The organism is Silvibacterium acidisoli (assembly GCA_022870745.1).
Lineage (GTDB): Bacteria > Acidobacteriota > Terriglobia > Terriglobales > Acidobacteriaceae > Silvibacterium.
The window spans coordinates 3,549,920-3,572,606 of sequence record CP085323.1; the positions used below are offsets into that span (position 1 = coordinate 3,549,920).

At 60.5% G+C, this 22,687-nt stretch carries 20 protein-coding genes and 1 pseudogene; 18 read left to right on the forward strand and 3 right to left on the reverse strand.

Going from position 1 to position 22,687, the window contains the following annotated elements:
- The first annotated feature begins 24 nt into the window (after positions 1-24).
- Positions 25-1,563, forward strand: a complete 1,539-nt coding sequence (locus tag LJD29_RS14870) for an alpha/beta hydrolase (RefSeq protein WP_446742333.1) — start codon at positions 25-27, stop codon at positions 1,561-1,563.
- A gap of 47 nt (positions 1,564-1,610) precedes the next feature.
- Here the strand turns inward: LJD29_RS14870 and LJD29_RS14875 are convergent, their stop codons facing one another.
- Positions 1,611-2,369, reverse strand: a complete 759-nt coding sequence (locus LJD29_RS14875) for an SDR family oxidoreductase (protein ID WP_446742334.1) — start codon at positions 2,367-2,369, stop codon at positions 1,611-1,613.
- Between the two features lie 89 nt (positions 2,370-2,458).
- On the opposite strand from LJD29_RS14875, the gene LJD29_RS14880 reads away from it, so the two are divergent.
- The 4 genes and pseudogenes from LJD29_RS14880 to hpnH all read left to right on the forward strand — a co-directional run.
- A complete protein-coding gene (locus LJD29_RS14880; RefSeq protein ID WP_446742335.1) occupies positions 2,459-2,851 on the forward strand; it encodes a winged helix-turn-helix transcriptional regulator in 393 nt (130 codons plus the stop codon).
- A 90-nt stretch (positions 2,852-2,941) separates the two neighbouring features.
- Positions 2,942-3,967: a 4-hydroxy-3-methylbut-2-enyl diphosphate reductase gene (locus LJD29_RS14885; RefSeq protein WP_446742336.1), complete on the forward strand. Its 1,026-nt coding sequence runs from the start codon at positions 2,942-2,944 to the stop codon at positions 3,965-3,967.
- A 55-nt stretch (positions 3,968-4,022) separates the two neighbouring features.
- Positions 4,023-6,104, forward strand: a complete 2,082-nt coding sequence (gene shc, locus LJD29_RS14890; RefSeq protein ID WP_446742337.1) for a squalene--hopene cyclase — start codon at positions 4,023-4,025, stop codon at positions 6,102-6,104.
- Between the two features lie 24 nt (positions 6,105-6,128).
- A pseudogene (gene hpnH, locus LJD29_RS14895) lies at positions 6,129-7,271 on the forward strand (adenosyl-hopene transferase HpnH); the annotation flags it as partial.
- A 438-nt stretch (positions 7,272-7,709) separates the two neighbouring features.
- Here the strand turns inward: hpnH and LJD29_RS14900 are convergent.
- Together LJD29_RS14900 and lexA are read right to left on the reverse strand one after the other, a co-directional pair.
- On the reverse strand, positions 7,710-9,689 hold the full coding sequence (locus LJD29_RS14900) for a glucosidase family protein (RefSeq protein WP_446742338.1): 1,980 nt from the start codon (positions 9,687-9,689) through the stop codon (positions 7,710-7,712).
- A gap of 31 nt (positions 9,690-9,720) precedes the next feature.
- A complete protein-coding gene (gene lexA / locus LJD29_RS14905; RefSeq protein WP_446742339.1) occupies positions 9,721-10,323 on the reverse strand; it encodes a transcriptional repressor LexA in 603 nt (200 codons plus the stop codon).
- A 221-nt stretch (positions 10,324-10,544) separates the two neighbouring features.
- Between lexA and LJD29_RS14910 the strand changes: the two genes are divergently transcribed.
- The 13 genes from LJD29_RS14910 to LJD29_RS14970 all read left to right on the forward strand — a co-directional run bounded on the left by LJD29_RS14910 (position 10,545) and on the right by LJD29_RS14970 (position 22,671).
- Entirely contained in the window at positions 10,545-11,222 is a 678-nt protein-coding gene (locus LJD29_RS14910; RefSeq protein WP_446742340.1) for a response regulator transcription factor, read from the forward strand.
- Positions 11,223-11,246: 24 nt separating this feature from the next.
- Positions 11,247-12,494 carry a sigma-54 dependent transcriptional regulator gene (locus LJD29_RS14915; protein WP_446742341.1) on the forward strand — a complete coding sequence of 416 codons (1,248 nt, stop codon included), beginning with the start codon at positions 11,247-11,249 and terminating at the stop codon, positions 12,492-12,494.
- An 84-nt stretch (positions 12,495-12,578) separates the two neighbouring features.
- Entirely contained in the window at positions 12,579-12,965 is a 387-nt protein-coding gene (gene flgB / locus LJD29_RS14920; RefSeq protein WP_446742342.1) for a flagellar basal body rod protein FlgB, read from the forward strand.
- 24 nt (positions 12,966-12,989) lie between these two features.
- A complete protein-coding gene (flgC, locus tag LJD29_RS14925; RefSeq protein ID WP_446742343.1) occupies positions 12,990-13,433 on the forward strand; it encodes a flagellar basal body rod protein FlgC in 444 nt (147 codons plus the stop codon).
- 39 nt (positions 13,434-13,472) lie between these two features.
- Positions 13,473-13,790 (forward strand): flagellar hook-basal body complex protein FliE, encoded by a 318-nt coding sequence (fliE, locus tag LJD29_RS14930; protein ID WP_446742344.1) that lies wholly within the window; start codon positions 13,473-13,475, stop codon positions 13,788-13,790.
- Positions 13,791-13,823: 33 nt separating this feature from the next.
- Positions 13,824-15,425: a flagellar basal-body MS-ring/collar protein FliF gene (gene fliF, locus LJD29_RS14935; protein WP_446742345.1), complete on the forward strand. Its 1,602-nt coding sequence runs from the start codon at positions 13,824-13,826 to the stop codon at positions 15,423-15,425.
- 10 nt (positions 15,426-15,435) lie between these two features.
- Complete coding sequence (gene fliG, locus LJD29_RS14940; RefSeq protein ID WP_446742346.1) at positions 15,436-16,515, forward strand: flagellar motor switch protein FliG; 1,080 nt, start codon at positions 15,436-15,438, stop codon at positions 16,513-16,515.
- Between the two features lie 33 nt (positions 16,516-16,548).
- Entirely contained in the window at positions 16,549-17,271 is a 723-nt protein-coding gene (locus LJD29_RS14945; RefSeq protein WP_446742347.1) for a FliH/SctL family protein, read from the forward strand.
- A 5-nt stretch (positions 17,272-17,276) separates the two neighbouring features.
- Complete coding sequence (locus LJD29_RS14950; RefSeq protein ID WP_446742348.1) at positions 17,277-18,602, forward strand: FliI/YscN family ATPase; 1,326 nt, start codon at positions 17,277-17,279, stop codon at positions 18,600-18,602.
- Complete coding sequence (locus tag LJD29_RS14955; protein WP_446742349.1) at positions 18,599-19,039, forward strand: flagellar FliJ family protein; 441 nt, start codon at positions 18,599-18,601, stop codon at positions 19,037-19,039. Before LJD29_RS14950 ends, LJD29_RS14955 begins: the two co-directional genes overlap by 4 nt.
- A 64-nt stretch (positions 19,040-19,103) precedes the next feature.
- Positions 19,104-20,558: a flagellar hook-length control protein FliK gene (locus LJD29_RS14960; protein ID WP_446742350.1), complete on the forward strand. Its 1,455-nt coding sequence runs from the start codon at positions 19,104-19,106 to the stop codon at positions 20,556-20,558.
- A gap of 28 nt (positions 20,559-20,586) precedes the next feature.
- The gene (locus LJD29_RS14965) at positions 20,587-21,123 is read left to right on the forward strand and encodes a flagellar hook capping FlgD N-terminal domain-containing protein (RefSeq protein WP_446742351.1); all 537 of its coding nucleotides are present in this window, start codon (positions 20,587-20,589) and stop codon (positions 21,121-21,123) included.
- Positions 21,124-21,150: 27 nt separating this feature from the next.
- Positions 21,151-22,671 (forward strand): flagellar hook protein FlgE, encoded by a 1,521-nt coding sequence (locus tag LJD29_RS14970; protein ID WP_446742352.1) that lies wholly within the window; start codon positions 21,151-21,153, stop codon positions 22,669-22,671.
- Positions 22,672-22,687 lie beyond the last annotated feature (16 nt).

A 22,687-nucleotide genomic window follows, 5' to 3' on the forward strand; every position in this document is an offset into this window, starting at 1 on the left:
CGGTGTTTGTTACACTTCGGCAGAATGTTCCTACGCCGCCTCGCTTTTCTCTTTCTCGCCTCGACGACCACGGTCCTTTCCGCACAGGTGCAGCACGCCTTCTTCCGCGTCACGCTGGGACCAGAATTCAAAGAGCCGGTCTCCGGACGCCTGCTCGTCTTTATCGAAAGCGGTAGCGGTGCCAAGGAGATCGATGCCGATCCCTTCGCTCCGACGCCGGTCTATGTCGCGGCAAAGGAAGTGAGCAGCCTGTCTCCCGGCGCGTCAGTGGACATCGACGTGGACGAGCTTGCTTATCCGGGAGGCTTCTCGACGCTGAAGCCGGGTGATTACGAGGTGCAGGCCCTGCTCGACACACAGCATACCTATAACTACTCCGGGCGCGGCGCAGGTGATCTCATCAGCAAGGTAACTCCGCTTGCCCAGTGGACCCCGGGGCATGGTGAGGAGCCTTCGCTGACGCTGACTTCCGAAGCCCAGGGACGTCCGGAAAAACCGAGCTACGGAGCTGGTTATGACCGCTCTGCGCATCGTGAAGACTTCACCAGTCCGTCACTCAGCCGGTTTTTCGGCCGGCCTGTGCAGGTGCAGGCATGGGTCGTGTTGCCGCCGGGATACAGCGAGCATCCCAAGGAGCATTATCCAACGGTCTATTGGACGCACGGTTTCACCGGCACTCTCGCCGCGGCACACGGTTACGGGGCCAGCATCTACTCGCGCATGGATCGTAAGCTGATGCCGCCCATGATCTGGGTCATGCTCAGCGAAGCGTGGACGACAGGCACGCATGAATTCGCGGACTCGGTAAACGACGGTCCATGGGGTGAAGCACTGACCAAGGAGTTCATTCCATACCTCGAATCGAAGTACCGTATGGACGCAAAGACCAGCGGACGCTTCCTGACCGGTCACTCCTCGGGTGGATGGGCCACGCTGCAGTTGCAGGTGAACTACCCGAAGGTCTTTGGAGGAACGTGGTCGACCTCTCCCGACCCGAGCGATTTTCACGACTTCACTGGCGTCGATCTGTATGCGCCGCACGCAAATCTCTACCACAGGCCTGACGGATCGGCTTATCCCCTTGTTCGCGATCACGGCAAGGTTGAGGCGACCATCGAGCAGTTCGCGAAGCTGGAGCGGGTGCTTGGCGATTACGGCGGCCAGTTCGGTTCGTTCGACTGGGTCTTTTCACCGCGCGGCGGCGATGGGCGGCCGCTGCCCATGTTCAATCGCGATACAGGGGACATCGATCCGAAAGTGGTCGATTACTGGCGCGACCACTGGGACCTCGCGCACATCGTGCAAACAGACTGGGCGAATCGCGGAAAAGACCTTCGCGGCAAGATTCACCTGTATGTCGGCACGGCTGATACGTTCTACCTTGACGGGGCCGCGCACAAATTTGAAGCAGTGCTGCGCGGACTGAATGCCGATCCGCATTTCACGTACATTCCGGACCGTACTCATTTCGATCTCTATTGGAAAGGCGATGACCACGGGGCGCTCTTCGACGAGATCGCCGGGCAGATGTACGCGGTCGCGCGGCCTGGGGCGAAGCGATAAACGATCCCATCCATGACGGTAAAACCGTCATGGATGGGGCACCCGTTTCAGTGTTTGAACATGCCGTTGAGCTTCTCGAAGAAGCCGTCATACCCCTCGCTCTGGCCGCCGGAATAGCGAAGCGGCAATACGCGCTGGACCAGCACTTCCTTCACATCCGGCTGAGTCTTCAGAATGCCCACAGTCTCCGAAATGAAGTCTGCCAGCGGCATGGCGTTGGGATCCTTTGCCTGCTGCGGGCCCTGCAACTCGGTCTGCACGTAGGGCGGAACCAGCTCGATCACCTGGATTTTTGTGTCCTGAAGCTGGTAGCGCAGCGACTGCGTCCAGGAGTGGATCGCGGCCTTGGTCGCGCAGTAGGTTGGGGTGATAGCCAGCGGGATGAAAGCCAGCCCGGAGGAAACGGTAAGAATCGCCGCCTGTGGCTGCGCCTTTAAGTGAGAGGCAAGAGCCGCGGTGAGACGGATCGGACCCAAGAGGTTGGTGTTGATCATGGCTTCCGCGTCTTCGACGTTCTCCGCGAGCAGGTCTTCGTTTCGCATGATGCCGGCGTTGTGAACCACAACGTTCAGTGCAGGAAACTGCTGCGTTACCTCAGAGGCAAAACTGGCGATAGCTTCGGCATTCTCGATATCGAGGACAATCGACTTCATGCCGGGGTTCGCTGCCGTCGTTTCGTCCAGAACGTTCTTTCGGCGACCAGCGATGATGACCTGGTTGCCTTCACGGTGAAGGGCTTCAGCAAGAGCGCGTCCAATGCCAGAAGCGCCGCCGGTGATCAGAATGGTGTTGCCACTGATTTGCATATCGTTCTCCTGGAGAAAATAGTAGGATCGTTACTAACTGAAGGGAAGTAGGCACCTTAAATATCCATACTTACCCAAAGGAGAGTGACATGGCGGAACCCGCCAGGCACCCCATTCCTGAAAACCTGGACCCCGCACTTGAGATGCTCGTACGGGAGATCATTGAGCGCGTTGCCGATAAATGGACGATGCTGGCCATTGAAGTTCTCGATGAACACGGCAGGCTGCGCTTCACGCAAGTCGGCGAGCTGATCGGCGGTATCAGCCAGAAGATGCTTACCAAGACCCTGCGGCAGATGGAGAGCGATGGGCTGGTATTGCGCACGATACACCCGGTGATTCCTCCGAGGGTGGAATATGAGCTCACCGACATGGGTCGAAGCCTCGGCGCGGCTTTCTGTGGCGTCTGGATCTGGGCGGAGGAGCACAGGGACCGCATCGAGGCGGCGCGGAAGGCCTTTCGCGAGCGGAGCTTGCCCTGACCCGGTTACGGCCGGATCTGCACCTGGCGTGGTGCAGTTAGTGGGCCTGACTGGCTTCCTTCATGACTCGCATCACGGTATACTGACCAGGTGACTTCCACCACTCTTGATCCCCGTGTCTCCGGCCCCGAAGCTGGAGGTTCCTCTATTGACAAGCGCGTTCTGCTGCTGAAGCCCCGCGGTTTTTGTGCGGGTGTTGTGCGCGCAGTCGATATCGTCAAGATCGCCCTCGAAACCTTTGGCGCGCCCATCTATGTGCGCAAGGAAATCGTTCATAACCGCTTTGTGGTGAACGACCTGATCGAGAAAGGCGCCATCTTTGTCGAGGACATCGATCAGGTTCCCGAGGGCATGCGTGTGATCTACAGCGCGCACGGCGTTTCGCCGGCCGTCAAGGAGCAGTCGAAGGAGCGCAAGCTCAAGGTGATTGACGCCACCTGCCCGCTGGTGACCAAGGTCCACGTGGAGGCGATCAAGTTCGCCAAGCAGGGTTATTCGCTGGTGCTGGTCGGCCATCGCGATCATGACGAAATTGAGGGCACCCTGGGCGAAGCCCCGGATGTGACCCAGGTAGTTTCCAGTCCTGAAGAGGTTCAGTCGCTGGTCGTGCCCGATCCGAACCGCGTAGCGTACCTGACCCAGACGACGCTGTCGCTGGATGAAGCGCGCGACATCATCAAGGCGCTCAAGGACAAGTTCCCGAACATCGTTGGACCGCCGTCGCAGGATATCTGCTACGCCACGGAGAACCGCCAGACCGCGGTAAAGAACGTGGCCCACAAGGCGGATCTCGTGCTCGTGGTCGGTTCGACCAATAGCTCGAACTCGAACCGCCTGGTCGAGGTCTCGAACAATCTGAATACCCAGAGCTACCTGATTGACAACTCTGCCGCCATCGATCCGAAGTGGCTTGAGAATGTCTCGACGGTGGCGATTACCGCCGGAGCATCGGCACCTGAGGTCCTGGTGGAAGAGGTCGTTTCCTACCTCAGGGACCACGGCTATGGTTCAGTTGAAGAAGTAGAAGTGATGCCGGAAAATGTCCGCTTCGGTTTACCGCCGGAGATTGTGCAGGCTATCAAGGCTGCTCCCGCAAATACCGCGGCGACAGTCTAACCGAGGATAGAGAAGGCGCAGGGCCGCCCGAGTGGCGGCCTTGTGTGCAGATAGCATGGGGACAAATATAGAAACGTCACAACCCGGGTTTCCTGAACCTCCCGATGCCGGAACCGCTGCTCCGGCATCATCCGCTTCCAGGAAGCTCCCGGGCTCGCTGAAATTTGGCCGCATCGATGCGCCTCTCGATGAAGTTGAGGCTGCGGCCGGACGATCGCGCGATTACATCTTCACTCAGCAGGATCCTGCCGGTTTCTGGTGTGGCGAGCTCGAAGCAGACTCCATGCTCGAGGCTGACTACATCTTCATGCATCACCTGCTGGGTACGGGCGATCCGGGCAAGCTGCAGCGTGCATTGACCGAGATGCTGCGCTTCCAGAAGGAAGATGGCAGCTGGTCGATCTATCCCGGCGGTCCGGGGAACATCAGTCTTTCCGTAAAGTGCTACTTTGCCTGCAAGCTGATGGGCTGGAGCCAGGATGAGCCCATTCTCGTGAAGGCACGTGAATGGATTCTCGCCAATGGCGGCGTGGTCGAGTGCAACACCTTTACGAAGATCTATCTCTGCACGCTCGGTCAGTATGAGTACGATGCGGTTCCGGCCATTCCGCCGGAGATCGTGCTCTTTCCGAACTGGTTTTACTTCAATATTTACGAGATCTCTTCGTGGTCGCGCGCGATCCTGGTGCCGCTTTCGATCGCCTACGCGAAGAAGCCGTTCAAGAAGATCGCTCCTGAGCAGGGAATCGACGAATTGTTCGTCGGGGGACGCGAGAAGGCGAACCTGCACCTCCGCTGGGATAAGAAGAAGGTCTTCGGCTGGCGGAACTTCTTCCTCTTCTGCGATCGCATGACGCACTGGTTCGAGCGTATCCATATCCGCCCGTTGCGCAAGATTGCGTTGAAGAAGGCGGAGAAGTGGATGCTCGAGCGCTTCGAAATGTCGGATGGCCTGGGCGCGATTTACCCTGCCATGATGAACGCCATCATCGCGCTGCGCTGTCTCGGATATTCGCTCGACGATCCGCAGGTGATCCGCGCCATGGATGAGTTCGAGAAGCTGGGCATCGACGAGCCGAATGGCAGCAAGGATTACGAGAAGCCGACCTTCCGCATGCAGCCCTGCGTCTCTCCAGTGTGGGATACCGCACAGGCGGTGTTTGCTCTCGGCGAGGCCGGAGTGCCGCGCAACGATCCTCGGATGTTGAAGGCCGCCGACTGGATGCTTTCGAAAGAAGTGCGTCACAAGGGCGACTGGTCGATCAAGGTTCCGAAGACACAGCCGGGTGGCTGGTACTTCGAGTTCAACAATGAGTTCTATCCGGATGTCGATGATTCCGGGCAGGTTCTGCTCGCTCTGAACAAGGTCGACAATCCTCGCGAGCGCTACCAGTACGACGTCTGCCAGCGTGCCATCGAATGGATTTTCTCGATGCAGTGCCGGAATGGCGGTTGGGCCAGCTTCGACAAAGACAACACCAAGATGATCTTCGAGCAGATTCCGTTCGCCGATCACAACGCCATGCTCGATCCGCCGACAGTCGATATCACTGGGCGAATCCTCGAGACGCTGGCGACATACGGCTACACCCGGAAAGACCGCCGCATCGAGAAGGCCATCAAGTTCATCTATTCCGAACAGGAGCCGGATGGCAGCTGGTTCGGCCGCTGGGGTGTGAACTACATCTACGGGACCTTCCTGGTGCTTCGCGGACTGGAAGCGATCGGTGTCTGGAATCACGAGCCGGAGGTGCAGCAGGCAGCCGAGTGGCTGCGTTCGATCCAGAACGCAGACGGCGGCTGGGGCGAAACCTGCGGTACCTACGATGACCCGATCACGCGGGGAATCGGACCGAGTACGCCCTCGCAGACGGCCTGGGCCATTCTGGGATTGCTCGCCGCAGGTGACAACCGCAGCGATTCGGTCGCCAAGGGTATCAAGTGGTTGTTGAAGGAACAGCAGGCTGATGGTTCATGGGATGAAAGCACGGGTGAGGAAGTAACGCGGCAGGCGATTTACACGGGCACGGGATTTCCCCGCGTCTTTTATCTCGCGTATCACCTGTATCGCAACTATTTCCCGCTGCTGGCGCTTACAAATTACAAACGCTCCATCGAGCGTGAACTCGCGAGTTAAGTTTTTGCAGTACCGAGGAGAAACATGGCAATACCGATTTCACAGGCATGGACGGTTGCCTCATACGTACTGAAACAGAAGTTGAAGGGCCGCAAGCGCTATCCGCTCGTCCTGATGCTTGAGCCGCTCTTCCGCTGCAACCTGGCATGCGCCGGCTGCGGAAAGATCCAGTACCCGGCCCACATCCTCAAGACCGAACTGACGCCGGAAGAGTGCTTCCGCGCGGTTGAAGAGTGCGGCACGCCGATGGTGTCGATTCCCGGCGGCGAACCGCTTCTGCATCCCCAGATGCCGGAGATCGTAGCCGGCCTGGTGGCGCGCAAGAAGTACGTGTACATGTGCACGAATGCGCTGCTGCTCAAGGAAAAGCTGCACCTGTTCAAGCCGAGCAAGTATCTGTCGTTTTCAGTCCACGTGGACGGCCAGAAGGAGCACCACGACTTCTCGGTCTGCCGCGAGGGCGGACACGATATCGCCATGGAAGGCGTTCGCGCTGCTGTGGCGGCCGGCTTTCGCGTGACCACGAATACGACGCTCTTCGACGGAGCCGATCCGAACTCGGTGCGCGCCCACTTTGACGAACTGATGGCCGCCGGCGTCGAGAGCATGATGGTGTCGCCGGGCTACACGTACGAGAAGGCTCCGGACCAGAATCACTTCCTGGGCAAGGCGAAGTCACGCCGCCTCTTCCGCGCGATCCTATCGAACCGCAAGAAGAGCTGGGAGTTCAACACCCATCCGCTCTTCTCCGAGTTCCTGATGGGTAAGCAGAGTTTCGAATGCACTCCGTGGGGCATGCCGACCTACTCGGTCTTCGGCTGGCAGAAGCCCTGCTACCTGCTGCAGGATGGCTATGCGGAGAGCTTCCAGGAACTGCTGGACGCGACGCAGTGGGAGAACTACGGTGCGAAGAGCGGCAATCCCAAGTGCGCGAACTGCATGGTGCACTCCGGCCATGAGGCTTCGGCGGTCGATTACGCCTTCAGCTCGCTGAAGGGCTTTATTTCGACGGCGATGAAGTTCACCATGAAGCCGCTCTACGAAGATGCCGATGCGCAGAAGATGCTGAACGAGTGGAAGCCGGAACACGCCGGTCCGCTGGTGCAGATCGAGTCTGCTCCGGTAAAAGAAAGCGTGGCCGAGCAGCTTCGCAATCACTCCGCCGACGAGCTGGATCACATCGCTGGACGGGAGCGCGAAAATCTCGAGGGTTGGGTTCCGACCATGGCTTCCGAAGCCGAGATCTTCGATGCTTTCGAGAGAGCCTTCGACTATCGCGGCGACGTCACCCTGAAGCTGAAGGATGGCCGCACGGTTACTGGATACAGCTTCGATCGCCAGACGGGCAGCTCGCTCGCGAACTCCTCGGTACGCATCATTCCTACCGCCGAGCGCACGAAGGTGTCGATTCCGTACTCGGAGATCGCCGGACTCGAGTTCACTGGCCGCGATACCGCAGCCGGCAAGAGCTTCGATGCCTGGGTCAAGAAGTACTGGGAAAAGAAGGCAGCCGGTGAGACGAATATCGGCATCCAGCCCGAAGTGCTCGACTAACCTTCATATAAATTGAAAGCCCCGGCCTGGCCGGGGCTTTTTCTTTGGCGTCTACTTAACCCAGTGTGCCTCTTCCTGGGGTGCAAGCGTCACGGTAGAGGGCGCGTGCACCCTGCTGCTGCCTTTGCCGTTGACCAGCCGGTAGGACGATTTGTCGGCGCCGATGGAAGACAGGTCCACCTTGAAGGTCCGTCGCTTGCCGGAGAGATTTTTCAGAACGAATCCATGGTCATCGTACCTGTAGCTCAGGTCATATTCCGGGATTCGGAGCTCTATGCTTCCATAGCCGTTCAGATGAGGGGCAACGGAGATATCCGCATCGGAAGGAATGGTTAGGCCGAGCAGCTTTGTGATCAGGACAGCAGCAAAGACATTGGGATATTCGTAGTACTTCACGGCGCCGTGAGCGTTTTGCCCGTCAATGTAATAGACGTGGTCCATGTCATACCGTTCGCCCATGTAGTAATTGTCTTTCGCGGCCTCCGCCGCGACCGCGAGCAGTTGCCGGGAGAGCAGGTCGTTCTGATCCTGCGAGGCACGGAAGGCGGCGTCCCAGTACCAGTACCTGCCGGCGGCGCTCAGGTCATAGGGGCTGCTGCCGATCTCCGACTTGGTGTACGCGCCGATGTTCGCCGAGAGAAAACTGGGGAACCTTTCGAATTCGGCCTCGTTCGCCTCGACGAGGTTCTTGACCGACTCGGCCTGGGCTGGAGTTGCGTATCCGAAGGTGACGGGCAGGGTGTTCGCGAGCAGATGGATGTGATCGTGGACCTGCCCGTTGCGATCGACCCAGTCCACGAACCGGTGATTCGTGTCGTCCCAGTAGCCCATGGGCAGAGGCTGGATAAGCACAGCCGCCAGCTTCTTCGAAACCTCGGAGTAGTGAGCTGCCTGACCGGCGCGCCCTAAGGCGCGCTCCATGTTCGCCAGCAGACCGAAGCTGCGGGCAGCGAAGGCCTGGGCCTGGGTGACGCGGCCGTCCTTGATTACCTGGTCTTCGTAGTAGACATCGGACCACACGCGGCCGTACTGGTCGGTGTTCTGAAGAGTCCATGCTGCGGCCTTTTCGAGGTTGTCGATATTTCTTCGCAGCCACGCAGTGTCCTTGCTGGCTGCGAAATAATTCCAGGCCTCTTCCTGCACCTCGATGTTTCCGGTGAGAGGAAACATCGCTGCGTTCTCGCGGTTGTCATAGCTGTTGCGGCGGATGTGGTACTCGCGGCGGCCATCGGGCTGCACAGAGGTTGGGCTGCGGGAAAGATGCTCCGGGTCATCGTGCATCAGCTGGAATTGAAGCTCGATCATGCGCCGCACAATATCCAGATCCAGTTCAGAGCCGATCGCAAGCCGTCCCTTGATCTGGAACTCGTGGTCGACCGCTGGATAGGAACCGGCATAGGCCTTTGTGTTCAGAGTGCTTAGAACGTATCCACTGCTGTAGGAGAAGTGAGCGGCCATGGTCTTCTCGACGACGGACGGCAGCATGGTGCCCCAGTAGAAACCGGCCAGCGCGTCTTCAAACTGGGCGCCCCCTGGGATGTTGAATGAGAAGTCGTGACGGAACACATCACTGTGAGGCCTGGCCTCTGCCGGATAAGCGGTGACGCTGTCTGCGTCGAGGGTGACGGTCAGCCCGGCAGCGGTTTTGACCGCGCTGGCATTCCCACGCTGCCATTCCAGATCCCACGCATGCTCCTTCGAGTTGGCGTTGAGCGGCAGGACCCAAAGGGCGGCGTTTGTGTGGATCTGTGTGTCAGCATCGCTGACGGGGAGGACCCACCACTGATCCTGATCGCGCTGCACCCCGAGCGCCTGGCAGTCGCTGAAGGTGATGGTTATGGGCGCGCCGAGGCTCTTTCGCCTGATCTCGATCCGCTGGTTGTCGGCCTGGGTTACATTGGCGTTCTCGACCTTCTGAAGGATTCCACCGGAGAAATGTGGTGGGAGAGCGCCAGGAGCGGGGTTCGCTGTCTGCCCAATTGAGTACGTAGACATTCCGAGTAGCAGGGAGCACCAGATCAGGTTCTTCATGACGCTCCCAGATTAGACGATTCCAGATTTTCTAGTATTTGCGCATTACGCCAAGCACTCGCCCCTGGATGGCGACCTGCGAGGCGGGCACGTAGATTGGGGCCATCTCGGCGTTCGAGGGTTGCAGGCGTACGCGTGCGCCTTCGACGTAGTAGCGCTTGAGCGTTGTCTCCGAGCCGCGCACCAGCGCTACTACGATATCGCCTTCATGCGCCGTGGAGACGCGTTCGACGAAGACATAATCTCCATCGACGATGTGCTCATCGCGCATGGAGTCTCCACGCACCTGCAGCGCGAAGACTTCGCGGTTGCCCACGATGTCACTCATCGAGATGCTCTCGGTGGTCTCCACCGCCTCAAGCGGTTGGCCGGCAGCGATGCGCCCCAGCAGCGGCAGTTCGCTGTTGTGGATGGACTGGCTGCGTGGCGGAGTGACGTCGATCGAGCGGCTGCGGTTGTGTTCCCGCTGCAGCAGACCCTTTTCCTGCAAGTTGGTGATGTGCTTGTGTACCGTCGCCAGCGAACGCAGGCTCAGCCCGTGAGCGATCTCCTCGAAGGAAGGCGAGTAGCCGTTGCGTTCGACAAAGCTCGAGATGAAATCGAGCACTTCTTTCTGACGGCGCGTAATGGACATGGGCGAATTATAGCGAATAAAAGGCGAATTTTCGCCTGGTTCCGGAGAAAAATCTGGCGTGAACCTCTGTCGCCATTCCCGCTTTGGTGCTCATTTCATCTTCCGTTCCATCTTCGAACAGCCTGCAATTACTTCTTCGTCTGCATCTTGTGTCTGTTTCTCATACACGAGATGTTGGTGATGCGGACAGCGAATCCGCACTTTGAAAGCAGGAGAACGGGATGCGGTTCCTGGTAGCGCAGAGTGATCCATCGTTGGGAGCGTTCCTCATACGCGGCCTTGAGGCTGACGGACACGAGGTGATTCTGGCGGGGGATGGAGAGACTGCTGTAGATACATTCCTACGCGAGACGCCGGACCTGACGATTCTCGACCTGAATCTGCCGCGGCGCGATGGCGCAGATGTGCTGAGCTTTCTGCGCTCTGTTACCGAAGATGCGCCGATCCTCATTCTCACCGCACGCAGCGAGCTCGAGACGCGTGTGAAATGCCTGGACATGGGCGCCGACGACTTTATGCCCAAGCCATTCTCGCTGCTGGAGCTGCGGGCTCGCTGCCGCGCCCTGCTGCGCCGCCGCCGCGACATCAATCTGCTGATGCGGCAGGGAGACCTCGAGCTGAATCGCGTGGAGCGCACAGTGAGCCGCGCTGGTGTGCAGGTGGCGCTGACAAACAAGGAATTCGCGCTGCTGGAATACCTGATGCTGCATCGCGGCCGCGCCGTATCCAGGTCTACGCTGCTCGAGCAGGTATGGAACATGCAGGGCATGAGCAGCACCAACATCGTGGATGTCTACGTGAACTATCTCCGCCGCAAGCTGGACGGCGAGAGCGACGTATCGCTGATCCGCACCATTCGCGGAGAAGGCTACGCGATCGGAATCACGCACTCAATCTAGAAGTATTTTGTGAGGAGAACTGCCATGGCTACTCTGACCGCACGCCCCGCTCCTTCTGCCTTGCCTCGCACCGCGGTACTGGCGAGCGCCGACCTTTCGTTTCGTCAGCGAGTGCGCGACGCCCTTGCCGAGCTGCGCTGGCAGGTGAGGGAGGCTGGCGGCGGCGCGGAAGCGCTGGCGCAGCTCGAATCATCGCCGGCCGAGACCGTCATCCTCGATTCCTGGCTTCCCGATCTTGAGATTCGCGAATTCATCGCCGAGTTTGAGAGGCTGCATCCGGGCGTGGATCTGGTGACGGTCGATGACTCGTCGGCGGGACGCGGCGCGGCGCGCAGCCCCCGGCGGAATGAAGTCCTCTTTGCGCTGCGGCGCGGGCAGGACTCGGATGGAGCGGCATGGAACTCTGCCCCAGTGCTGGAGCGGCCGGTGGAGAGGCATGTCCCGGCGCAGGTATGCACCCTGCCTGTGCCGCGGGTCGCAACGCATTCCGTGGCTGGCTCGCCAGCGCGCCTGCCGGAGTTTATTGGCGAGCACCCGGCGATGCTCGAGGTCAGCCGCCGTATCCGGCTGGTTGCGCCGCACGCCACCGCGGTGCTGGTGCAGGGGCCGACCGGCACCGGCAAGGAACTGGTTGCGCGCGCCTTACACAGGCTGAGTCCGCGCGCGAACAAGCCGTTCGTCGCACTGAACTGCGCGGCCATTCCCGAAGCGCTGCTTGAGGCTGAGCTATTCGGTCATACCCGGGGGGCCTTTACCGGGGCGGTGCAGGGCCGCGTGGGCCGCATCGAGGCCGCGCACGGCGGCACGCTCTTTCTCGATGAGATCGGCGAGATGCCGCTGGCGTTGCAGGCCAAGCTGCTGCGTTTTGTCGAGTGCGGCGAGCTGCAGCGCGTGGGTGAGAACGAACCGGTGCGCGTGGACGTGAGAATCGTCGCGGCAACGCACCGCTCGCTGGCTCAGCTGTCGACCGAAGGCAGCTTCCGTGCTGATCTGTATTACCGCCTTGCCGTTTTCCTCATCCGGACACCGTCGCTCATGATGCATTCCGAAGATGTTCCACAGCTGGTCGCGCATTTTCTCGGGCGCATGGGCGCCACGCGGCCGCAGAAGTCGATGGGGCCGGACGCGCTGGCGCGGCTCGAGGCGCATGGCTGGCCGGGCAATATCCGTGAGCTCGAGCATGTGATCGAGCGAGCCTGGATCCTGGCCGAAGAGCGGCCCGTGATCACGGCGCAGGAGATCGAGTTTGGCGAGGGCCCACAGGCATTCTGAGGATTTTCCAAGACTGAAGATTAGAGATTGGAAGAGCTCCTGCAGGGATTTCTAACAAAAGCACCCTGGACGAAAGAGGCAACGATGCACATCAATACGCAATTGAGCGATGAGCTGGGACGCTATCTCGATCTTTCCGCGCTGCGGCTGAAGCTGACCGCGCAGAACATGGCGAATGTCGATGTTCCCGGCTACCGCACGGTCGGCTTCGACTTTTCCGAGGCAATGGAGGCTTCGATCGCGGATGTAGATCGCGAACGCAGGCCCGGAGATCACGGCGAGAAGAGCCTGCTGCGGCCGAAGGTGAAGAACGTGGATGGGCTGCTTGAAAGGCCGGACGGCAACAATGTGTCGATGGATCGCGAAGGCATGCAGATGGCGGAAGCGCAGCTGGAGTTCCGTATGGGCTCGGAGCTGATCAAAAACGAGTTTTCGACGATCCTCGACGCGATTCACGTCGACAGCAAGTAAACCCCAAGGCACCGGAGCGGAAAGATGAACCTGTTTGGAGTGATGGATGTGAGCGGCTCGGCTCTCGAAGCCGAGCGGATGAGGGCCGAGGTGGTGGCCTCGAACATGGCCAATGCCGAGACGACACGCACAGCCGATGGCGGTCCTTACCGGCGGCAGCATGTAGTCTTCGAGTCGGCGGCAGAGCAGCAGCAGAGCTTTGCAGGACATCTGCTCTCGGCGGGCAACGGGGATATTGGCGGTGTAAAGATCTCTGCGGTTGTTGCCGATAAAACAGCGGGCCTGCGGCGGTACGATCCGCAGCATCCCGATGCGGATGCGGATGGATATGTGAACTACCCCGATATTAATCCCTTGACCGAAATGGTGGACCTGATGGGAGCGACCCGGGCTTACGGCCTGAATACCTCGGCGGTACAGGCCACCAAGGGGATGATCAGCTCGTCGCTCGACATTCTGAAGTCGTGAATTGAACTTGTAACAGTCACTGGATTATAAGGAGAAGCCTTGCAGACCAGCATGATACCGGCCGCCGATCTGTTAACCAGCGCGGTCAGCAATCTGAACACGATAAGCGGCGGCGCCTCTGCATCGGAGGCACCCGAGATGCCCTTCGCTGACCTGGTGAAGAAGTCGGTCGACACGGAAGAGAAGCTCGAGGATGACGCGGCGGCGACCGTCGAGGGAGTGATGCGGGGCGACGGAGTGGACGTGCATTCCGCGATGATCGCCACGCAGAAGGCGAACCTCGCCTTTGAGATGGCCCTGGCCGTTCGCAACAAGGCGGTTTCGGCCTACCAGCAGGTCATGCAGATGCAGTTTTAGCCTTTCTGTAAAGGCGGACGCGGAAAGACGGACATGGACGAGAATCGAAAGACCGAAGCCTCATCCCCGGCTGGGCAAGGCATGGAGCGGGTAAAGGCCTACGCGGGAAAGATCACTGAAAGCTTCCGCGAGATGGAGCCGGCACGCAGGATGTGGCTGGTCGGTGGCGCGCTGCTTCTCGCTGCCTGCGTGTGCGCGCTTGGCTGGTACGCAACACGCACTGAATGGAAGACCTTATACGCCGGGCTGGATCCGGAAGACGCACGGCAGATGGCCACGGAGTTGACTGCGGCGGGTATTCCTTTCGATGTCACGCCTGATGGGTCCGGCCTGCGCGTGCCTGCGCCCTCGCTCGACAAGGCTCGCCTGGCGACGACAGCCAAGGGCGGCCCGCGCAGCGGACGCATGGGCTTTGAGCTCTTCGATCAGCCGAACTGGGTCGGCTCGGAGTTCGACGAGAAGGTGAATTACCAGCGCGCGCTCGAAGGCGAACTCGAGCATACGATCAATACGCTTTCCGACGTGGAAAGCGCGCATGTACACCTTGTAATGCCGCACGATTCACTCTTTACCGACCAGCAGCGCGACGCCAAGGCATCGGTGGTGCTCAAGCTGCGCCATCGCACGCTGTCGGAAGACGAGGCGGAGTCGATTCGCAACCTGGTATCGAGCGCGGTCGATGATCTGCATCCGCAGAACGTGACGCTGGTCGATGCCTCGGGCAGGCAGCTTGGCCGAAGGGACAGCGATGCGCGGATGGAAGAACACGAGCAGGAACTGGCGGCGAGGCTGATCCAGACGCTGGAGCCGGTAGCCGGCGTGGGCAATGTGCGGGCGTCGGTGAACGTTGAGTATGACAGCTCAACCGCCGATGAAGTGGATGAATCCTATGATCCGAATGCTGTGGTCACGCTCTCGATGCAGCGCTCGGAACAGACCTCAGGAGCTGTGCCGACGGCATCGGGCGTGCCTGGCACGGCCAGCAACGCTCCCAATACGCAGCTGCCGGTCTATCCCAAGGCTGCTTCCGATACAGAGAACATCAAGCAGGAGTCCGGCACCTACGGAGCTTCGAAGAAGACACGGCATACGGTGCAGGGAGCAGGAAAGATCCGCCGCATTACTGCCGCGGTGCTGATCAATCACCGCATGGTCGTAAACGGAAAACAGGTCAGCTGGCAGGCGCGTACGCCGGTTGAGATGGGCCGCCTGACCGCGCTCGCACAGGCTGCCATCGGCTTCGATAACGCACGCGGAGACCAGGTGAATGTCGAAGACATGGCTTTCGAGGAGCAGGGCGAGCCGCCTGTTCCGCTGGGTGAGAGGCTGCTGCGCACCGCCTCGCAGTCAGAGGCTTTGCTGAAATACGCTACGATCCTGGTGCTTTCGGCGGCGCTGCTCTTGCTGGTCGTACGGCCTGTGATGCAAAAGATGAAGCCCGCCGTGCCGGCTGCGGCGCTGCCTGCGCCGGAGATGCGGGCAAACGAGGCGCTCGAGCCCGAGCTGCCTATCGAACCGGTGCTGACCGCTCCGCAGAAGCACGCGCAACTGGTATTTGAACGTGTCACCGATCACATGCGGCGCGAGCCGGGACAAAGCACCCGCCTGCTGCAAAGCTGGATACACATGGAGTAAGGAGAGAACGATGAGCACGCAACCTGCGCCCGCCTCCATCCCGAACGCAAGCCTGGTAGCACCGCCCGAGCGCCGTTCGTTGTCGACCAATCTTCCCGGCCTCCGCAAGGCGGCGATTTTACTGATCGCGGTGGGTGATGAGATCGGGAAGAAGATTATTCAGAGCCTGCCGGAGATCGATGTCCAGCGTGTGACCGAGGAACTGGCTTCGCTGAAAACGGTTTCTCCTGAGCTCTCCTACGATGTGGTGCAGGAGTTCTACGAGATGCTGGAGACCCAGCAGTACGTGATGCACGGCGGTCTCGAGTATGCCACGAAGCTGCTGGTCGAAAGCTTTGGCAAGCAGCGCGCCGAAGACCTGCTAGCGCTGGTAAGGCGTGCCCAGGAAGCAAGCCAGGGAAACCTGGCGATGCTGCAGAAGGTGGATGCCCTGCAGCTGGGGAAGTTTCTCGACGGAGAACATCCGCAGACGGTGGCGCTGGTGCTCGCCCACCTCGATCCCAAGCGGGCCTCGCAGGTCATCGACAGCCTGAGCGAGGAGCGCCGCGTCGATGCCATACGCCGGCTGGCGGCCATGCGGCAGTTCTCGCCGGAGATGGCGCAGAAGGTCGCGCTGATCCTGCACAAACGGCTGGAAAATGTAGGGGAATCGAGCCGTAAAGCCTACTCAGGCTTCAAAGCGGTTGCCGACCTGCTGAACCGGCAGGATGCCGAGCAGGCGAAGCGGATTCTTGAAGAGATCGAAGACAGCGATCCGGAGACGGCGTTGAACATTCGCAACCTCATGTTCACCTTTGAAGATCTGGTGACCATTCCTCTGGCAAGTATGCGCGAGATTGTCTCTGAAGTGGACAAGCGGCAGCTGGCCATGGCCCTGCGTGGCGCCCAGGAAGAGTTGCGGGCGCATGTCTACCGCTCGATGAGCCTGCGCGCCGTGGAGATGCTCAAGGAGGATATGGAGGTGCTGGGGCCGGTGCGCTCAAGGGAAGTAGCGGTGGCGCAGGCCGATATTCTCAGCCTGGCGCGAAAGCTGGAAGCCGAAGGCCGCGTCATTCTCAAGCTCGAACAGGGCGACGATCTCATTGTTTAGTCCGTCAGTCCGATAAACGATATGGAGAGAAGCATGCTCACACAGGAAAGCGGCTCGGTGCGCCGTATGCATTACCACGCGGTCGTCCAGGATCTTTCCGCGGCCGTGCGACCGGTGGAGTTTCGCGAATACGGAAAGGAGCCGGATCCCGCCCCGCAGATCAACCCTGATACGGAGCGGGTGAAAGAGCTGGAACTGCAGCTTGCCGAGCGGGAGAAGGCTCATGGCGCGGAACTGGAACGGGTGCGCCAGCAGGCCTTTGAAGAAGGAAAGAAGAAACGCGAAGGAGAGAACCTGGCGGATGTTGCAACAGCTCGCACGGCATTGGAGCGCGCGCTCTCAGCGTTTGTGTCTACCCGTGACAGCTATCTCAAGGATGTGGAGCGTGAGGTCGTCCGGCTGGCGTTGGCGCTTGCCGAACGCATCCTGCATCGCGAAGCGCAGATGGATCCGCTGCTGCTGTCAGGCGCGGTGCGCGTGGCGCTAGGGCAGCTGGGGGAGACAACCGACGTGCGCCTGCGCGTGCCGGCGGCTGAGATTTCGCTGTGGACGGATATGCTGCGCCTGATGCCGCGTCTGCCTCTGCGTCCCGAGTTGGTGAGCGACGAACGCATGCAGGCCGGCGAGTGCGTGATCGAATCGCACCTGGGCACGGTAGACCTGGGAGTGAGGGCACAGCTGGCCGAGGTAGAGCGGGGCTTCTTCGACCTGCTGTCTCATCGTGACGCGTCCCTCCCGATGACGGAGCGCGCTTAAAGCCTATGGAACTGCTCGGTGCCTATTTTTCCCGCCTGCGATCGCGGAGCGCGCTGCGCTGGCAGGGCCGCATTGTGGAGGCTGCCGGGCAGACGGTGGAATCCGCCGGGCCACTCTGCTCGATTGGCGAGAACTGCGAGATCATCGACGGCCACGGAAGGCGTCACCTCGCGGAAGTGATCGGTTTTCGAGGAAGCAATGTGATTTCCATGCCAGTGGATTCTTCAGAAGGCATTCGCTACGGAGACACCGTAGCCAGCCTTGGGCATGCGCCATTCATGGAAGTAGGCGAGGGCCTGATTGGCAGGGTGCTGAATGGGTTAGGCCGTCCTATCGATGGCGGTCTTATGCCGGCCGCGCATGCCACGGTGCCGCTGGACGGCGTGGTGCCGCATCCGCTGGACAGGTTGCCGATCCGCACGCCGCTGGGTACCGGCATTCGTGCGATCGATGGCATGTTGACCGTGGGCCGCGGCCAGCGTGTTGGTATCTTCGGCGGATCCGGCGTAGGCAAGAGCACGCTGATCGGCATGATGACGCGCAACAGCGAGGCCGAAGTGATCGTTGTGGGCCTGGTTGGGGAACGCGGCCGCGAGGTAGGGGAGTTCCTTGAGGACAGCCTGGGCGAGCAGGGGCGGCGGCGGTCGGTGGTGGTCGTCTCGACCTCTGACCAGTCTCCGTTGCTGCGCATGCGGGCGGCGCTTTCCGCCACCAGCATTGCCGAATACTTCGCTGCGCAGGGCCGGCATGTGTTGTTGGTGCTGGATTCGCTGACCCGTTACGCCATGGCAGCGCGTGAGATCGGGCTTGCCGCGGGAGAGCCGCCGACCGCGAAGGGTTATACCCCTTCGGTCTTCAACAAGCTGGCGCGCCTGATCGAACGAGCCGGGCAGTTTCGCAACGGCAGCATTACGGCTTTCTACACCGTGCTGATGGAGGGCGACGATCAGCAGGATCCGCTGGTGGATGCGGCAAGGTCGTTCCTTGACGGTCATGTGCTGCTTTCGCGCGACCGCGCTGCGGAAGGGTGGTATCCGCCGATAGAGATTCTGGACTCGATCAGCCGCCTGATGCCAGCCGTGACCTCGGAGGAGCACCGGAAGGCCGCGTCGACGTTGCGGCGAATGCTTGCTGCCTATGCGCGCTCCGAGGATCTGGTACGGATCGGAGCATATCGCGCGGGGACAGATGCCGAGCTCGACCGTGCCATGGAGCTGCGTCCGCTGATCCGGTCTTTCCTGGAACAGACGGCCAGCGAGCAGGTCAGCTTTGCGGCCAGCGCCGAGCGGCTGCAGCGCCTGGCAGCGCAGCCGGAGAGGCGGCAACGGTGAAGAGCCCTCTCGACCGCATCCTGCGCCTGCGCACGCTGCTCGAAGACTCAGGCCGTACCGAGCTCGAGAGGCGCGCGCAGCTTCTTCGCGGACTTGAAGCCACGCAACGGGCGGAGTTGGATTCTTCCGCAGGCGAACGGAAAAGAGCCTTCGAGAGTGTGGCAGCGCCGGGTGCAGGTCACGAACAGGCTCCCAGTACATGGCGGGAGGCTCACGCGGCCGGCGGCTACGCCGCGCAGCGTGCCGCCAGGCTATTTCCCGCGATTGCCGCTGCAGAACAGCGCACGGCCGCCGCTCGCGAAGCCTACCTGGAAAGGCGCAAGGAGAAGCGGCAGGTCGCGACCGTGCTCGAACAGAAGCAGGCGGAGTTGCAGTATGAGCGCGCCCGACGGGAGCAGGCAATGCTCGATGACTGGTTCTCGATGAGACGCCGCTAATTCCCAGGCCTCTCCTGCAACAAAACTCTGGCAGGCAAAGTGCACATCGTGATGGCAAGGAGCGATGAACGTGCACCTACCTTTAGCTGCCATTGCAGGATCCGCACATGGCGAGATGGGAAAGACGGTAACCAAAGGGATGTCCCGCAAGCTGGAGACCACTTTTGGCGAACTGATCGCGCTTCATGCCGATGGGCTGGCGTCAAAATCAGCGGGGGAGAGGGTAGATAGCCAGAGCGCAACCTCTACAGAGCCTTCGAAGCCTCACGAAGAAACCACATTGGCTGCCGGACTTCCCGGTGCGGACACTCATGCGTCCGTGACTCCATCATCGCTGCCCGCAAACTCCTCTCATGCGGGTGCGAAGTCAGCCCCAGCCCTGTCGCAGACGGTCAAAGCCATAGTTGGCGAAGCGGGTGCAGGCAAAGGTGAGACTGCCATTTTGTTACCAGCGGGTGACAGCAGTCCAGCCGTGCCGGTTGAGACACAAGACAAGGCGACGGCGCACGGCAAGGCATCCGCCCATGACCCGCTTCGCGCATCGTCGAAGCCGGAGGTGCCGGCAGCCGGTTTCTCCGCCAATGCACAGATCTTGCCGGTTCCATCGGCTGTGCCGGAACGCGGAAACCCGCCGGTCAATGCTCCGCACGAGAACCGGACCACGAATGCATCCATAGCTCCGGTGAAGTATGTGCCTGCATCTATCCCCAGAGAAAAAGATACTTCTACCGTTACGAATACGGTCGCGTCAGGCAGCTCGCAGGAAAGACAGAATCTCGAAATGAAACCCGATGCCGGGGAAATAAGGACCGGCGCGCACGGAATGATTGGAGAAACTGCCTCGCATGAAGGCGTCAGCCCCACCACTGGAGCTACGGATCAAAAATCTGCCACGACTGTTACAGATTCATCTGACTCAAGACAGGTGGCGAACAACCTGTTGCCGCAGGCGAACCAGGCTGTGAAGCCGGAGGCCGGTTTTATATCGCAAAACAGCGCGGCTGCCACCGCTGTCTCCGTCGTTCCCGTGGCAACCTCCTCCGCCGGGAGCCATCTCGCTGCAATGCAGCAGGTGCAGCCGGCAGCGCCAAGTCCGTATCAAAGGCTCGACCAGGTGAGCGCGCCGGCTCCGGTGATGCTGCATGCCAGCGCGAACCGGGTTTCGGTCGGCGTTCACGACCCGTCGCTGGGATGGATCGAGGTGAAGACGCAGGCGGTCGCCGGGCAGATATCGGCCTCTTTGGTAACTGCGGCGGGTCAGGCTCATCAGAGTCTCTCGGCTCAGCTGCCTTCGCTGACCCAGTTTCTCGCTGACCACCAGGTGAAGGTTGGCGATGTCGTGGTGCAGCAGGGAGGTGCAGGTGGAGAGATGTCTTCGGGCAGCGGGCAGCGTCATCAGCAGGAAGCTGGCCGGCAGGGTGCGGCAGCGTCTCAGGCAGAGAGTCACACTGTTCTTCCCGAGTCCACGGAAGCTCTGTCGGATGAGCGACCGTTGAGCTACATCAGCATTCGCGCTTGAGGCGCATTACGAAAGGAGTTTTTACAACATGCTATTGAGTCATAACCACGCGGTTGCCTCGCCCTTCCAGGCCAGCGCCGCCACACCAAACGATACGACATCTCCCACTTCCGGCAATTCGTCCACTTCCACTGCAACGATCACAGCCAACGATTTTCTGCAGCTGCTGGTAACGGAGCTTCAGAACCAGGACCCCACGGCCAACACCGATCCGAACGAGTATGTCGATCAGCTTGTCCAGGTCAACAGCCTGCAGCAGCTCATCTCGATCAACCAGGATCTGACCCCGGTTTCATCGGACGGCACGTCTTCAGACGTTGCGCACCAGCCGGGCGCTGCGAATGCCAGCCCCGCGACGAATGCTTCCCCGGCAGGCGCGACGCACTCTGCCGCCAGCCGGCTGCACCCGGCCTCGACGACCGGAAATCTCAGCGCCAATGTCGATACGCAGTCGACCATGGCAGCGTCGGCCACACGGGTTGCTTCTTCGCTGCTGCCGCGGCAGGAGAAAACTACCAGTCCAGGTACTTCCGCGATCGCAGCGGGAATGTTTGCAGCTCACTAAAACCAAACCGCAGTCAGAAGGAGAGCCATGTCCTCATTTTCGATTCCTCTCAGTGGTCTTGAAGCGGCTACCACCGACTTAGATACCATCGCCAATAACCTCGCCAACATGAACACTACGGCTTACAAAAGCCAGGATGTGAGCTTCAGCGATCTCTTTTATCAGCAGATCGGGTCCACCGGTTCCGGAGACCCGCTGGAGGTAGGAACCGGCGTGCAGGTCGAGACGACGGCGACCGACTATACCGAAGGCGGCGTCGACACCACCGGCGTTGGCTCAGATGTGATGTTGAATGGCAATGGGTTCTTTGTGGTACAGGGTTCGGGCGGAACCGAGTACACGCGCGATGGCAGTTTCACGCAGAGCGCGAGCGGAACTCTGATTACGCAGAATGGCCTCGAGGTGATGGGCTACCAGGCGGTGAACGGTGCCGTCGGCTCGAACTCCACGCTCGGCGCCATCCAGCTGCCGGTGCAGGGGCAGGTCGAGCAGCCTTCGGCAACGACCACGATGTCCGTGACGGCAAACCTCGATGCCTCGGCGGCGGTGGGAGCCACTTACTCTTCACCGATCACTATCTACGATTCGCTCGGTGACAGCCACGCGGCCAGCATCACTTACACCAAGACCGGCACGAATACCTGGTCTTATTCCGTAAGCGTTGCGGACACAGTGACGCCTTCGACCTCGACGACCGGTGGTGTCGACACGAATACCTATAACTTCGGAGCTGGCGCCACGGTCGATCCGTCGACCAACCTTACGATCACTGCTGCGACCACCAGCGGCGGTACGGCCACAATCGCGGCGCCGACCGTCACCTCTGGCGAGAGTCTGGCTACCTATACGGCCGCCCTCAACAGCGCACTGACAGCGGCAGGTATCACCGGCGTAACCGCTACCCAGACGGGCAACACCGTCTCCATCTCGGGCGCCAGCTTTTCCACCACCGGAACGGTGACGCAGGACGCAGCAGGCACGAACAACACCGGCACGCTGACCTTCGATGCCAGCGGCAATCTCTCCTCGCCAAGCAACAGCGTCGAGGGAATCCAGTTCAGTGGCCTGGCCGATGGCGCCGCGCCCCTCAACCTGACCTGGAACCTGGCCGGAAGTAACGGAACCTCACCGGTGACGCAGGTAGCGGGAACCTCGGCTACAACCAACACGGTGCAGAACGGCTATCCGAGCGGCACCTATGAGGGCTTCACGGTCAGCTCCAATGGAACCATATCGGCGGCCTACAGCAACAATCAGACCCAGGTCGTTGGCCAGCTCGCGTTGGCGAATGTCACAAATCCCGAGGGGCTGAGCGTGGTTGCCGGCAACGATTACGAGACGACGCTCGCATCCGGCGCTGCCAGCATCAGCACTGCGGGATCGGATGGCCTCGGAACCATCGAGGATGGCGCTCTCGAGGCTTCGAATGTGAACATCTCGACCGAGTTCTCCGACCTGATCGTGGCTCAGCAGTCATACGAGGCGAGTTCGAAGGCGATTACCACTCTCGACACCATCTCGCAGGACACGATCAACATGATCCACTAGTTCTCCTCGCAAGGCG

Excerpts from the sequence above, each read along its gene's own strand:
- LJD29_RS14915 (WP_446742341.1), top strand. The coding sequence starts at position 11,247 with ATGGCTACTCTGACCGCACGCCCCGCTCCTTCTGCCTTGCCTCGCACC.
- flgB (WP_446742342.1), top strand. The coding sequence starts at position 12,579 with ATGCACATCAATACGCAATTGAGCGATGAGCTGGGACGCTATCTCGAT.
- LJD29_RS14880 (WP_446742335.1), top strand. The coding sequence starts at position 2,459 with ATGGCGGAACCCGCCAGGCACCCCATTCCTGAAAACCTGGACCCCGCA.
- fliF (WP_446742345.1), top strand. The coding sequence starts at position 13,824 with ATGGACGAGAATCGAAAGACCGAAGCCTCATCCCCGGCTGGGCAAGGC.
- LJD29_RS14875 (WP_446742334.1), bottom strand. The coding sequence starts at position 2,369 with ATGCAAATCAGTGGCAACACCATTCTGATCACCGGCGGCGCTTCTGGC.
- LJD29_RS14945 (WP_446742347.1), top strand. The coding sequence starts at position 16,549 with ATGCTCACACAGGAAAGCGGCTCGGTGCGCCGTATGCATTACCACGCG.
- lexA (WP_446742339.1), bottom strand. The coding sequence starts at position 10,323 with ATGTCCATTACGCGCCGTCAGAAAGAAGTGCTCGATTTCATCTCGAGC.
- LJD29_RS14965 (WP_446742351.1), top strand. The coding sequence starts at position 20,587 with ATGCTATTGAGTCATAACCACGCGGTTGCCTCGCCCTTCCAGGCCAGC.
- LJD29_RS14960 (WP_446742350.1), top strand. The coding sequence starts at position 19,104 with ATGAACGTGCACCTACCTTTAGCTGCCATTGCAGGATCCGCACATGGC.
- LJD29_RS14910 (WP_446742340.1), top strand. The coding sequence starts at position 10,545 with ATGCGGTTCCTGGTAGCGCAGAGTGATCCATCGTTGGGAGCGTTCCTC.
- LJD29_RS14870 (WP_446742333.1), top strand. The coding sequence starts at position 25 with ATGTTCCTACGCCGCCTCGCTTTTCTCTTTCTCGCCTCGACGACCACG.
- shc (WP_446742337.1), top strand. The coding sequence starts at position 4,023 with ATGGGGACAAATATAGAAACGTCACAACCCGGGTTTCCTGAACCTCCC.
- LJD29_RS14900 (WP_446742338.1), bottom strand. The coding sequence starts at position 9,689 with ATGAAGAACCTGATCTGGTGCTCCCTGCTACTCGGAATGTCTACGTAC.
- flgC (WP_446742343.1), top strand. The coding sequence starts at position 12,990 with ATGAACCTGTTTGGAGTGATGGATGTGAGCGGCTCGGCTCTCGAAGCC.
- LJD29_RS14950 (WP_446742348.1), top strand. The coding sequence starts at position 17,277 with ATGGAACTGCTCGGTGCCTATTTTTCCCGCCTGCGATCGCGGAGCGCG.
- fliG (WP_446742346.1), top strand. The coding sequence starts at position 15,436 with ATGAGCACGCAACCTGCGCCCGCCTCCATCCCGAACGCAAGCCTGGTA.
- LJD29_RS14970 (WP_446742352.1), top strand. The coding sequence starts at position 21,151 with ATGTCCTCATTTTCGATTCCTCTCAGTGGTCTTGAAGCGGCTACCACC.